The sequence below is a fragment of the Lachnoclostridium sp. An14 genome, from assembly GCF_002160755.1.
Lineage (GTDB): Bacteria > Bacillota > Clostridia > Lachnospirales > Lachnospiraceae > Lachnoclostridium_A.
Genome location: NZ_NFLE01000004.1, coordinates 27,867 through 41,084, shown reverse-complemented (window position 1 = coordinate 41,084; position 13,218 = coordinate 27,867). Strand labels below are relative to the sequence as shown.

Annotated in this window: 6 protein-coding genes; 2 read left to right on the top strand and 4 right to left on the bottom strand. The window is 60.6% G+C overall.

All coding sequences use genetic code 11. From position 1 onward, the window contains the following. Nucleotides 1-2: 2 nt before the first annotated feature. Both gltB and B5E84_RS03470 read right to left on the bottom strand, forming a co-directional pair. Nucleotides 3-4,613: a glutamate synthase large subunit gene (gltB, locus tag B5E84_RS03475; protein WP_087219318.1), complete on the bottom strand. Its 4,611-nt coding sequence runs from the start codon at nucleotides 4,611-4,613 to the stop codon at nucleotides 3-5. Then, nucleotides 4,613-6,244 carry a CTP synthase gene (locus tag B5E84_RS03470; protein WP_087219316.1) on the bottom strand — a complete coding sequence of 544 codons (1,632 nt, stop codon included), beginning with the start codon at nucleotides 6,242-6,244 and terminating at the stop codon, nucleotides 4,613-4,615. The genes gltB and B5E84_RS03470 overlap by 1 nt, the downstream gene beginning before the upstream one ends. A gap of 864 nt (nucleotides 6,245-7,108) precedes the next feature. Here B5E84_RS03470 and B5E84_RS03465 point away from each other — a divergent pair. Further along, a complete protein-coding gene (locus tag B5E84_RS03465) occupies nucleotides 7,109-9,202 on the top strand; it encodes a glutamine synthetase III family protein (RefSeq protein ID WP_087219314.1) in 2,094 nt (697 codons plus the stop codon). Nucleotides 9,203-9,394: 192 nt separating this feature from the next. Continuing rightward, nucleotides 9,395-10,864 (top strand): amidophosphoribosyltransferase, encoded by a 1,470-nt coding sequence (purF, locus tag B5E84_RS03460; RefSeq protein ID WP_087219312.1) that lies wholly within the window; start codon nucleotides 9,395-9,397, stop codon nucleotides 10,862-10,864. Between the two features lie 160 nt (nucleotides 10,865-11,024). Here the strand turns inward: purF and B5E84_RS03455 are convergent, their stop codons facing one another. Both B5E84_RS03455 and B5E84_RS03450 read right to left on the bottom strand, forming a co-directional pair. Then, nucleotides 11,025-12,464, bottom strand: a complete 1,440-nt coding sequence (locus tag B5E84_RS03455) for an amidohydrolase (protein WP_087219308.1) — start codon at nucleotides 12,462-12,464, stop codon at nucleotides 11,025-11,027. A gap of 79 nt (nucleotides 12,465-12,543) precedes the next feature. Continuing rightward, a complete protein-coding gene (locus B5E84_RS03450) occupies nucleotides 12,544-13,209 on the bottom strand; it encodes an amino acid ABC transporter permease (protein ID WP_087219305.1) in 666 nt (221 codons plus the stop codon). Nucleotides 13,210-13,218 lie beyond the last annotated feature (9 nt).

Genomic DNA, 13,218 nt, shown 5'->3' with positions numbered 1-13,218 from the left:
GCTCACGCCTCCCTCTTATTTCCTGTGCTCTCATAAAACGCCTCGATCTGCGCCTGTTCCCCGGAAAGGCCCTGCTCCTCCAGTCTGGCGCAGAGCAGCATCACCTTCCGGTAGTCGTTGGGGATGATCTTTTTAAATTTCGGCAGGTATTCCCGGAAATGCTCCAGCACCTCTCTGCCCTTCTCCGACCCGGTGCGCTCCACGTGGGCCTGGATCAGGGATTTTAACTCCTGCCTGTCATAGCGGTTTTCCACCGGCTCCATGGAGACCATCTCCCGGTTTAAATGGCGGTACAGCTCATTTTTCTCGTCCAGCACGTAGGCGATGCCTCCGCTCATGCCGGCGGCGAAATTCTCCCCGGTGCGGCCAAGGACCACCACCCGGCCGCCGGTCATATACTCACAGCCGTGGTCGCCCACGCCCTCCACCACCGCGTATGCCCCGGAGTTTCTCACGCAGAACCGCTCCCCGGCCACGCCGTTAATGTAGGCGGCTCCTCCCGTGGCTCCGTAGAGGGCCACGTTGCCCACGATGATGTTTTTGTCCGGCTGGTAGGCCGCACCCTCCGGCGGGGTCACCGCCAGAATGCCGCCGGATAAGCCCTTGCCGAAGTAGTCGTTGCTGTCTCCTGTTAAGGACAGGGTCAGTCCTTTCGGGATAAAGGCCCCAAAGCTCTGTCCCCCGGCTCCCCGGCAGAGGACGGTGCAGGTGTCCTCCGGCAGGCCGTTTTTATGGTATTTGGTGATCTCCGAGCCTAAGATGGTGCCGAAGGCCCGGTCTGTGTTGGAAACCTCCACGGAGACCACAGCCCTTTCCCCCCGCTCCAGGGATTTCCGGAAGGCCGGCAGCAGCACCCGGCAGTCCAAAGACTGCTCCAGGTGGAAATTGTAGGCCTTTTCCGGATGGAAAACGGGGCGTCTTTCGGAGGAAACTTCCTTTCCGGAGCCGGAATGGGATGGGGCAGTTCCTTCTGTTTTCCCCTCCCGGCCCTCTGTCCCGGAGACCAGGATGCCGCTCACATCCACCTTTCCCTGACGGCTCCCCTCCGGGAAGGCTTTCTTTCTCAGCCGGTCCGTCCGGCCCACCAACTCCTCCACAGTGCGCACGCCTAAAAGGGCCAGATACTCCCGCAGCTCCATGGCGATGAACCGCATGAAATTCTCCACGTGCTCCGGCTTTCCCGCAAACCGTTTCCGCAGCTGGGGATTCTGGGTGGCAATGCCCATGGGGCAGGTGTCCAGGTTGCAGACCCGCATCATCACGCAGCCTAAGGCCACCAGGGGCGCCGTGGCGAATCCAAACTCCTCCGCCCCCAGCATGGCGGCCACCGCCACATCCCGGCCGGTCATCAGCTTTCCGTCCGCCTCGATGGCCACCCGCTCCCGCAGGCCGTTCTTTAACAGGGTCTGGTGGGTCTCCGCCACGCCCAGCTCCCAGGGCAGTCCCGCGTTGTGGATGGAGCTGCCGGGAGCGGCCCCCGTTCCTCCGTCGCTGCCGGAGATGAGCACCACCTGGGCCCCGGCCTTCGCCACGCCGGCGGCCACCGTTCCCACTCCCGCCTCACTCACCAGCTTTACAGAAATCCTGGCGTCCCGGTTGGCATTTTTCAGGTCAAAAATCAGCTGGGCCAGATCCTCGATGGAGTAGATGTCGTGGTGGGGCGGCGGGGAAATCAGGCTCACGCCGGGGGTGGAATGGCGGGTTTTCGCCACCCAGGGATAGACCTTTCCCCCCGGCAGGTGGCCGCCCTCGCCGGGCTTTGCCCCCTGGGCCATTTTGATCTGGATCTCCTTGGCGCTCACCAGGTAGCGGCTGGTGACTCCGAACCGTCCGGAGGCCACCTGCTTGATGGCGGAACAGCGGTCGTTTTCCGTCCCGGCGGAATCCAGGCGCTCCTCGCTCTCTCCGCCCTCTCCCGTGTTGGACTTTCCTCCCAGCCGGTTCATGGCCACTGCCAGGGCCTCGTGAGCCTCCTGGGAGATGGAACCGTAGGACATGGCTCCCGTTTTAAACCGTTTCACAATGCTCTCCACCGGCTCCACTTCCTCCAAGGGCACAGGATGGTCCGCCGGCACCAGCTCTAACAGGTTTCGGATATTGCCATAGCATTCCCGGTCCGCCGCCTCCGTATACTGCTTAAAGAGGCCGTAGTCCCCGGTGCGCACCGCCTGCTGCAGCAGATGGATGGTCTGGGGATTGTAGCGGTGGGTCTCCCCCTGGCTCCTCATCTTGTGGTCTCCCACGCTGTCAAAAGTCAGATCCGTCCACAGTCCCAGGGGATCGAAGGCCCTGGAGTGGAGTTCGTCCGCCTCCCGTTCGATGTCCTCCAGGGTGATGCCGCCGATGCGGCTCACCGTCCCGGTAAAATACCGGTCGATCACCTCCCCGGACACGCCCACAGCCTCAAAAATCTTCGCTCCCTGGTAGGACTGGATGGTGGAAATGCCCATCTTTGAGGCGATTTTCACGATCCCGTGGAGCACGGCGCTCCGGTAGTCCGCCTCCGCCGCCTCCCGCTCCTTCCCAAGCATCCCTTCCTCCACCAGCTGGTCCACGGTCTCCAGGGCCAGGTAGGGGTTTACGGCGCTGGCGCCGTAGCCTAAAAGGGTAGCGAAATGGTGCACCTCCCTGGGCTCCCCAGACTCCAGGATCACGGACATGGCCGTGCGCCGTTTCGTCTGCACCAGGTGCTGATGGACAGCGGACACCGCCAGGAGGGAGGGAATGGCCACGTGGTTTTCATCTACGCCCCGGTCGGTGAGGATTAAAATGGCCGCCCCGTCCCGGTAGGCCTTGTCCACCTCCACGAACAGCTGTTCCATGGCCCGCTCCAGGGGGGCGCTCTTGTAGTATAAAATGGGCACTACCGCCGTTTTCAGCCGCCCCTCCTTCAGCTCCTTCAGTTTCAGCATATCGGTGCTGCTGAGAATGGGCTGGCTGATCTTTAATACCTGGCAGTTCTCCGGCCGGTCCTCTAACAGGTTTCCGTCCCGCCCCACGTACACCGCCGTGCTGGTGACGATCTCCTCCCGGATGGAGTCGATGGGGGGATTGGTCACCTGGGCAAAGAGCTGTTTAAAGTAGGAAAACAGGGGCTGCCGCTCCCCGGAAAGGGCGGCTAAGGGCGTGTCCGCCCCCATGGAACGGATCCCCTCCGCCCCCTTTAGGGCCATCTCCCGGATGGAGGTGCGGTACTCCTCATACGTATAGCCGAAGGCCTTCTGGAGCCTGGCCCGCTGGGCGGCGGTGTGGACGGGCACCTTTTTGTTGGGGATTTTTAAGTCCTCCAGGCGCACCAGGCCGCCGCTTAACCACTCCCCGTAGGGTCTGGCCGCCGCGTAGTGGCCCTTGATCTCCTCGTCGTGGAAAATCTTTCCCGCCCTGGTGTCCACCAGGAGCATTTTTCCCGGGTGGAGCCGTTCCTTCATGACGATCTCCTCCTCCGGCACCGGCAGGACGCCCACCTCCGAAGCCAGGATCACCGTCCCGTCTTTCAGCACGTAATAGCGGGAGGGGCGCAGCCCGTTGCGGTCCAATACCGCTCCCATCACGTCCCCGTCGGAGAACACGATGGAGGCCGGGCCGTCCCAGGGCTCCATCATGGTGGCGTAATACTGGTAGAGCTCCCGTTTCCGCTCCGCCATGGCCCTGTGGTTCTCCCAGGGCTCCGGGATGGTCACCATCACCGCTAGGGGTAAGTCCATGCCGTTCATCATGAGAAATTCCAGGGTGTTGTCTAACATGGCGGAGTCAGAGCCTTTGGCGCTCACCACGGGAAGGATCTTGTGCAGCTCCCCGTGGAGGCAGGGGGACTCCATGGTCTCCTCCCTGGCCAGCATCTTGTCGGCGTTTCCCCGAATGGTGTTGATCTCCCCGTTGTGGACGATCAGGCGGTTGGGATGGGCACGCTCCCAGCTGGGCTCCGTGTTGGTGCTGAAACGGGAATGGACCATGGCGATGGCGGAGTCATAGTCCTCCGACTGCAGATCCCGGTAAAAGGTCCGCAGCTGTCCCACCAGAAACATCCCCTTATACACCACGGTGCGGCTGGAGAGGGAGGCCACGTAGGTGCCGTCGTTGCTCTGCTCAAACACCCGGCGCACCACGTACAGACGGCGGTCAAAATCCAGCCCCCGGTTTACGCCCTCCGGCCGTTTCACAAAGCCCTGCTCGATGGCAGGCATACACTCTCTGGCCTTGTGCCCCAGCACCTCCTCCGCCACCGGCACCGGCCGCCAGCCGAGGAATTCCATCCCTTCCTTTTCCACAATCACCTCAAACATCTTCTTTGCCTGGTTCCGTTTCAGCTCATTCTGCGGGAAGAAGAACATTCCAATGCCGTAATCCCGCTCTCCTCCCAGGGAAATGCCTGCCGCTTTGCAGGCCTTGGAGAAAAAGCGGTGGGAAATCTGCAAAAGGATGCCTACTCCGTCTCCGGTCTCCCCTTCCGCGTCCTTTCCGGCCCGGTGCTCCAGATTCTCCACGATCTTTAACGCCCGTTCCACGATCTCCCGGCTCTTTCTTCCCTTCCGGTCCACCACGGCACCGATGCCGCAGTTGTCATGCTCAAACTGTGGCCGGTAAAGGCCCTCTCGTTCCATACTCTGCCCCATTACGCGTCTCCTCCTTTTTTCTCATCCTCTTTCCGTTTATTCTCCCGCAGGGCGGCCTGCACCAGCCCCACAAACAGGGGATGGGCATGGTTCGGCCGGGATTTAAACTCCGGGTGGCCCTGGGTGGCGATAAAATACGGGTGCTCCGGCAGCTCCACCATTTCCACGATCCGCCCGTCGGGGGACAAGCCGGAAAGGCGCAGGCCGTGGGACTTCAGGATGTCCCGGTACTCATTGTTAAACTCATAGCGGTGACGGTGGCGCTCCGTGATCTCCCTGGTGCCGTAGAGCTGCTCCGCCAAAGAGCCTTCCTCCAGCACGCAGGGGTAGGAGCCCAGACGCAGGGTGCCTCCCAGGTCTGTGACGCCGTTCTGCTCCGGCAAAAGGGCGATTACCGGGTGGGAGGTCTGCGGGTTTAACTCGGTGCTGTCCGCATCGGCAAAGCCGATCACGTCCCTGGCAAACTCGATCACCGCCAGCTGCATCCCCAGGCAGATACCAAGATAGGGGATGCCCTTCGTCCTGGCGTAGCGGACGGCCTGGATCTTTCCCTCAATGCCCCGGTTTCCAAAGCCGCCGGGCACCAGGATGCCGTCGGCCCCTCCTAAGAGGGCCTCCGCCGTGGCCTCCGTCACCTGCTCTGAGTCCACCCAGCGGATGTTCACGCTGCACCGGTTCTCGATGCCCCCGTGCTTTAAGGCCTCCGCCACGCTTAAGTAGGCGTCGTGGAGTTGGACGTATTTTCCCACCAGGGCGATGGTGACAGACCGCTCCGGGTGGCGCAGCCGCCACACCATCTCTTTCCAGCCCTCCAGATCCGGCGTCCCGCAGGGAAGGTTTAAGCTGCGGCAGACCACCTCCGCCAGATGCTCCTTTTCCATGGCCAGAGGAGCCTCGTAAAGGTATTCCACGTCCAGGTTCTGGAGCACGTGATCCACGGGCACGTTGCAGAATAAGGCGATTTTTTCCTTTACATCCGTTCCCAGCTCCACCTCCGAGCGGCAGACCAGGATGTCCGGCTGGATGCCCATGCCCTGGAGCTGTTTCACGCTGGCCTGGGTGGGCTTTGTTTTCAGTTCCCCGGACGCCCGCAGGTAGGGGATCAGGGTCACGTGGATCAAAATGGCGTTCTCCCGCCCCACCTCCATCTGAAACTGACGGATGGCCTCTAAAAAGGGCTGGCTTTCAATGTCGCCCACGGTGCCGCCCACCTCGATGATGGCGATGCAGTCCTCCTTGTCCGAGCGGTAGAAACGGCTCTTGATCTCGTTGGTGATGTGGGGGATCACCTGCACCGTCCGGCCGCCGTAATCTCCCCGACGCTCCTTGTGGAGGACGGACCAGTAGATTTTTCCTGTGGTCACGTTGGAATGGACGCCCAGGTTCTCGTCGATAAACCGCTCGTAATGGCCCAGATCCAGGTCCGTCTCCGTCCCGTCCTCCGTCACGAACACCTCCCCGTGCTGGATGGGGTTCATGGTTCCCGGATCCACATTGATATAGGGATCCAGTTTCTGCATGGTCACCCGGTAGCCCCTGGCCTTTAAGAGCCGGCCCAGGGACGCTGCCGTGATCCCCTTTCCCAATCCGGATACCACTCCTCCTGTGACAAATACATATTTTACTGACATTGACCTGATCTCCTTTCTGCCGGCAGTCATAAAAACGGAACCTCCGTCCGCGGGCCTGCCGCGCCGCCGGACGTTTCCGGCTGTTGTAAGCGTTTGGATGGGAACATTTGGAAACGGAGCCTCCCGCCGGAGGCTTTTCGTAACGGGAAACGCAGGTTCCCATGGCTACGGATACGGGATTGCTCCGTGCTCCGCACTCCCGCAATCCCGCCGGAACCATTCATAATCCGCTCGTTTTTCTGCGAAAAACGGCTCCTTATTCATGGTTCCGGCAGGTTCCAAGGTCAACCACCCGTTCGCAAGCAAGCTTGCAACGAATATTCGACTTTGGAACCTTTGTATCCTACAAAAAGTGTGCGCTATTGCGCACACTCGCGCCGGAGCGCGGCTGCATTAGCAGCCATCTTCCTTTGCGCGGAGTGCGCCTCCTGCCGGAGGCCTTTCGTAACGGGAAACACCGTTTCCCGTTACGAAAAAAGGGGCCTTAACCCCAGAACCGCCGGTATGCCCGGCCGTCCGGTTTTAAGACGCCCTTGTCTCCAAATGCTCTTTTATAAGCGAATATCATATTCCAATTTGTCCGATTTGTAAAGCCCCAATTTATTCATTTTTTTAATATTTGTAGCAAAAGGCGGAAAATCCGTCCCATCTTTTTTTCCATCTTTTTTCTCCTTTTAAATTTCAAAAAAACTCTTGACAATCGAAAAATTTCGAGTATACTACACCACATAAAGCAAGGGTGCTTTGGTCAATGACGGCCAAGCACCCTCTTTTTTTGTTTCGTTTTCCGGAAGATACGCGACAATCAATCATGAAAGCGCCCCTGCCTGCATACAGGCAGACGGAAAGGAGAGGATTCCTATTATGATGAGACAAATCCCAGAATTATACGGCAGTTTAGTGTTCAACGACCGCGTCATGCGGGCCAAACTTCCCAAAGATGTATACAAAGCGCTGAAAAAGACCATCCAGAACGGCACCCATCTGGAGCTGGACGTAGCCAACGCCGTGGCCGTGGCCATGAAGGAGTGGGCGGTGGAAAACGGAGCCACCCACTTCACCCACTGGTTCCAGCCCATGACCGGCATCACCGCGGAAAAGCACGACAGTTTCATTTCCCCCGTAGCCACGGGAGAAGTGATCATGGAATTTTCCGGGAAAGAGCTGGTAAAGGGAGAGCCGGACGCCTCCAGTTTCCCCTCCGGCGGACTCCGCGCTACCTTTGAGGCCCGCGGCTACACCGCCTGGGATCCCACCTCCCCCGCCTTCATCAAGGACGGCACCCTCTACATCCCCACCGCCTTCTGCTCCTACACCGGGGAGGCCCTGGACAAAAAGACGCCCCTGCTCCGTTCCATGGAGACCTTAAACCGGGAGGCGGTCCGCCTTCTCCACCTGTTAGGCAGAGAGGACATCTCCCGCGTCTCCACCACCGTAGGCCCGGAGCAGGAGTATTTCCTCATTGACAAGGAGCTGTACCGCCGCCGCAAAGACCTGGTGTTCTGCGGCCGCACCCTCTTTGGCGCCGCCGCCCCCAAGGGCCAGGAGATGGAGGATCACTACTTCGGCGTACTCCGCCCGAGAGTGGCCGCCTATATGCACGAGCTGGATGAGGAGCTGTGGAAACTGGGCGTCCCCGCCAAGACCAAGCACAACGAGGTGGCCCCGGCCCAGCACGAGCTGGCCACCGTCTACGACACTGCCAACATCGCCGTGGACCACAACCAGCTCACCATGGAAATGATGAAAAAGGTAGCCGACAAGCACGGCCTGGCCTGCCTCATCCACGAAAAGCCCTTTGAAGGCATCAACGGCAGCGGCAAGCACAACAACTGGTCCCTGACCACCGACACAGGGGAAAACCTGTTAAATCCCGGCAAAAACCCGGCAGAAAACATCCCCTTCCTCCTGTTTTTGGCCGCCACCATCCAGGCAGTGGACGAATACGCCGACTTAATGCGGATCTCCGTGGCCAGCGCCAGCAATGACCACCGTCTGGGAGCAAACGAGGCCCCGCCGGCCATCGTCTCCATTTTCTTAGGAGATGAGCTCACCAAGCTGCTCACCTCCATCGAGAAAGGCACGGATTTTGCCGAGCCGGAGGCGGTGCAGATGGAGACCGGAGCCCGCGTCCTGCCCCACTTTATGAAGGACAACACGGACCGGAACCGCACCTCCCCCTTCGCCTTCACCGGCAACAAGTTTGAGTTCCGGATGCCCGGCTCCTCTCTCTCCGCCGCCGGCCCCAACGTGATTTTAAACACTGCCGTGGCCGAGGAGCTGCGCCGGTTTTCTGAGGAGCTGTCCACCGTCGCCCCGGAGAAACTGCATTCCGCCGCCAAAGACCTGGTGCGCCGCACCGTAGAGGCCCACAAACGGATTCTCTTTAACGGAAACGGCTACACCGACGAGTGGGTGGAGGAGGCAGAGCGCCGCGGCCTGTGGAATCTCGTTTCCACCCCCGACGCCATCCCCCACTTCCTAGATGAAAAGAACGTGGAGCTGTTCACCAGACACCACATTTTCAGCTCGGAGGAGATCCACGCCCGCTACGAGATCATGCTGGAGAACTACAGCAAGGCCCTGCAGCTGGAGGGCCGCACCATGGTGGAAATGATGGAGAAGGACCTTCTTCCCGCCCTCCTCACCCACACCGGGGCCACTGCCACCGCCGTGGGCGCAAAACAGGCCATGGGACTCTCCACCGGCTGCGACAAAGAGCTTTTGCAGGAGCTCTCCTCCCTCTACGAGTCCATCACGGTAAACACGAAGGCTCTGACCGCCAACCTGGCTGCCGTATCCTCCATCACCGATGTGCTGGAAACCGCCCGGTTCTGCCACGACTCCATTCTGGCGAACCTGGAAACCATCCGCTCCTTCGCGGACCGGGCAGAGGCGCTGATCCCCGACCGGCTCCTTCCCTACCCCACCTACGACCAGCTGCTGTTTTCCGTATAAATCATATGAAAACGCCAGTACAGGGCGCCGGATCTCCCGGCGCCCTGTGCCATTGGCGTTTTAAAAAGTGTGCGCTTGGCGCACACTCGCGCCGGAGCGCGGCTGCGCCAGCAGCCATTTTCCTTTGCGCGGAGTGCGCCAAGTACACACTCCGTTTCCCCCTTATTTCATTCATTCCAGGAGGTTTTCCTTATGAACCATCAAAATCACAACCAGTTCCCTTCCCCATCCTGCAGTGAGTCCGCCGCCCCCATCACCGGCCTGCGGGAGGAATGCGGCGTCTTTGCCCTCTTTGACCCTTCCGGCCAGGACGTGGCCGCCCACATCTGCCTGGGCCTCTCCGCCCTCCAGCACCGGGGCCAGGAATCTTGCGGCATCGCCGTCTCCTCCACCTCCGGCCCGCCGAAAAACATCTGCTTTCACAAAGGGCTGGGCCTGGTGAGCGAGGTCTTTGACAGCGCCACCCTCTCCTCCCTTAAGGGAAACCTGGGCGTGGGCCACGTACGCTACTCGACCTCCGGCTCCACCTCCCTGGAAAACGCCCAGCCCCTGGTCTTAAACTACATCAAGGGCACCCTGGCCCTGGCCCACAACGGCAGCCTGGTAAACGCCGCCGAACTTCGCCGGGAACAGGAGTACGGCGGCGCCATCTTCCGCACCACCATCGACTCCGAGGTGATCGCCTACGGCATTGCCAGGGAGCGGATCCACTCCGACTCTGTGGAGACGGCGGTGGAAAAAACGGCGAAACGCCTCCAGGGCGGCTACGCCTTAGCCATCGCCAGCCCCCGAAAGCTCATCGGCGTCCGCGATCCCCACGGCTTAAAACCCCTCTGCCTGGGAAAACGGGGAGACGCCTACGGCCTCTCCTCAGAAAGCTGCGCCTTAACCGCCCTGGGCATGGAATTTGTCCGGGACCTCCTTCCAGGGGAGATCCTCACCATCACGGAACAGGGCCTTTCCTCCCGCTTTCTCCCCTCCGTCCCGGAGCGGACGGCCCGCTGCGTCTTTGAATACATTTACTTTGCCCGCTTAGACAGCGCCATTGACGGCGTCCCCGTCTACAGCGCCCGGCTAAAGAGCGGGGAGTGTCTGGCCCGCTCCTGCCCCGCCCAGGCAGACCTGGTGGTGGGCGTCCCCGACTCCGGCCTGACGGCCGCCGCCGGTTTTGCCAAAGAATCCGGCATCCCCTTTGCCCTGGCCTTCACCAAAAACAGTTATGTGGGCCGCACCTTCATCCGCCCCACCGACCAGGACCGCCAGAGTGCCGTGCGGATGAAATTCGGCATTCTGGAGCCAGTGGTGCGGGGAAAACGGCTGGTGCTGGTGGACGACTCCCTGGTGCGGGGCACCACCATGTCCGTGCTGGTGAAAATGCTCCGCCAGGCGGGGGCGGCGGAGGTTCATGTGCGGATTTCCTCCCCGCCCTTCCTCCACCCCTGCTACTTTGGCACCGATGTCCCCTCCAACCGTCAGCTCATCGCCTCCTCCCACTCCCTGGAGGCCGTCCGCTCCCTCATCGGAGCCGACTCCCTGGGCTACCTGCGGCTGGAGGACTTGGACACCATGGCCGGCGGCCTGCCCCTGTGCAAAGCCTGCTTTGACGGCCATTACCCCATGGATGTGCCCGACGGGGACATCCGCAACATCCTGGAACAGTAGGGGAATGTAAGGAAACATTTTCAATCAGAAACCAGAAACCAAACACAAAACAGAGAGCCGGAATCCTCGGAATGGATCCCAGCTCTCTGTTTTGTTTCCACGCACTGTCTATTTTTCTGTTCTTGACATTCTTTCCTGCCTGCACCCAGGCAGGTACATATTAATACGTATCCAACGGAGGCTGCACAGAATCCGGCAGGGGACACTCATATTTTCCGCCGTTTCGTCTGGCCACCTCGGCCTTGGCCTTCTCCATCACCTCCGGCTGCTCCATGGTGCGGACGCAGCTCAAGGCGATGGCCTTGGCTGCCGTCAGCAGGCCCTTGTGGGCCAGGGGGCTGCAGGACTGGGCCGTCATCTGCCAGGTGTGGCCCACATTTCCCACGCAGGCGGTAGCCACCTGCAGATTCAGGGTGGGAACGGCGTAGCCCACGTCCCCCACATCCGTGGAGCCGGCCTGGAGCCGGATCTTCGCCGGGTCAAAGGGGTGCACCTCGCTGTCCAGAGGACGGGCCAGCACTTCCTCCGCCCGCTCCCCGTAAAGCTCCTCGGCGCTCCGTCTGATCCTGGCCTTCGTCTCCTCGTTGTAGGTGTCCAGATACGCCTTGGCCAGCCGGTAATCCTCCTCACTCCACTTGGGAGCTCCAATCTCCCTCATGCAGGCGTCCGCCACCGACGCCAGGGCGTTGTTTGGCAGGTACTCCGTAAACGCCATGGCCAGCTCGCACTCCATGGTGGTTCCCGTCATGATAGCGGCGCCTCTGGCCACCTCCTTCACCCGCTCAAACAGCTCCTTCACCTGATACACGTAGGGGGCCCGCACCTCGTAGCGGACACAGGCGTGATCCTGCACCACGTTGGGGGCCGTTCCGCCGGTGTCGATGTAGGCGTAGTGGATCCGCGCCTCCGGGATCACGTGCTCCCGCAGATAGTTGCAGCCCACGCCCATGAGCTCACAGGCGTCCAGGGCACTTCTGCCCAGGAAGGGCGTGGAACCGGCGTGGGAGGACACTCCCTTAAACCGGAAATTGGCTCCCATGATGGCGTTGGAGTGAACCGCCTCCACCTGGTTCACCGTGGCCGGATGCCAGGTGTAAACGAAGTCTACCCCATCAAAGGCTCCCGCTCTGGCCATAAACTGCTTGGAGCCGGCCCCTTCCTCCGCGGGGCAGCCAAAGTAGATCACCGTGCCGTTCTTTCCCGTCTCCCGCAGGTACTCCTTCACCGCCACAGCCGCAGCCAGAGAGCCGGTTCCCAGGGCGCAGTGGCCGCAGCCATGACCGGCCCCACCCGGCTCTCTCTCCCGTTTTTCCGTGACTCCCGCCTCCTGGCTCAGTCCCGCCAGGGCGTCGTACTCTCCCAAAATTCCCATCACCGGCTTTCCGCTCCCCTGGCGGTAGGTGCCGGTAAAGCAGGTGGGAATCCCTGCCACTCCCGTCTCCACCTCAAAGCCCCAGTCCTTTAACATGGACTCCAGCCGGGCGGCGGATTTCTCCTCCTTAAAGGCCAGCTCCGCGTAGGACCAGATGTCATCGTTGGCCTTTACAAACTGGTCCTGGTTTTTTTCTATAAACTCCTCGATCCACGCTCTGTCGTTCATGGAAATGTTCCCCTTTCTGTCCTGTTTTCAGGGATTTGGCCCCTGTATGTCTGTTCAAACAGCTGTTTCCGAAACGCGGTCAGCCCTCGCTCAGACGGATCTTATACTCCATCACGCCCACTGCCTGGGACAGCACCGTAGTCACCAGCAGATAGATCAGGCCCGCGATAATGATGGGCTCGATGGGAATGTAGGTGGCCGCCTGCACCGTCTTATAGGAAGTGGTCAGCTCATTGATAAAGAACACAGACGCCAGGGACACCTGCTTGATCATGTTCACAAATTCATTTCCCAGGGCCGGAAGAATGTTTCTCACCGCCTGAGGCAGGACCACCTTGCGCATGGCCTGGGTTCCCGTAAGCCCCAGGCTTCTGGCGGCCTCCATCTGCCCGGAATCCACTGCCTGGATTCCGGCCCGGATAATCTCCGCCACGTAAGCGCCGGAATTGACGATCAGGGCAATGATGATGCTGGCCACGTCAGAAATCTTAAACGGCACCACCTTCGGCAGCAGGATCCAGAAGAAATACAGCTGCAGCAGGATGGGCGTCCCCCTTAAAATCCAGATATACCCCTTTACGAAAAGCTCCAGGGGGCGGATCTTCGTCATCCGCATCAGGGCCAGGGCCGTTCCCAGGGCCGTTCCAGCCACAATGGTGATCCCTGCCAGGCAGAGGGTCCCCGCCAGGCCCTGGACATACACAAAGCCATATTTATTTAAAATTTTGATGATCGTCTCCAGCATGGTGTTTCC

Bases quoted from the DNA above. Each gene is read 5' to 3' on its own strand.
- gltB (WP_087219318.1), bottom strand. From the start codon at position 4,613: ATGGGGCAGAGTATGGAACGAGAGGGCCTTTACCGGCCACAGTTTGAG.
- B5E84_RS03470 (WP_087219316.1), bottom strand. From the start codon at position 6,244: ATGTCAGTAAAATATGTATTTGTCACAGGAGGAGTGGTATCCGGATTG.
- B5E84_RS03465 (WP_087219314.1), top strand. From the start codon at position 7,109: ATGATGAGACAAATCCCAGAATTATACGGCAGTTTAGTGTTCAACGAC.
- purF (WP_087219312.1), top strand. From the start codon at position 9,395: ATGAACCATCAAAATCACAACCAGTTCCCTTCCCCATCCTGCAGTGAG.
- B5E84_RS03455 (WP_087219308.1), bottom strand. From the start codon at position 12,464: ATGAACGACAGAGCGTGGATCGAGGAGTTTATAGAAAAAAACCAGGAC.
- B5E84_RS03450 (WP_087219305.1), bottom strand. From the start codon at position 13,209: ATGCTGGAGACGATCATCAAAATTTTAAATAAATATGGCTTTGTGTAT.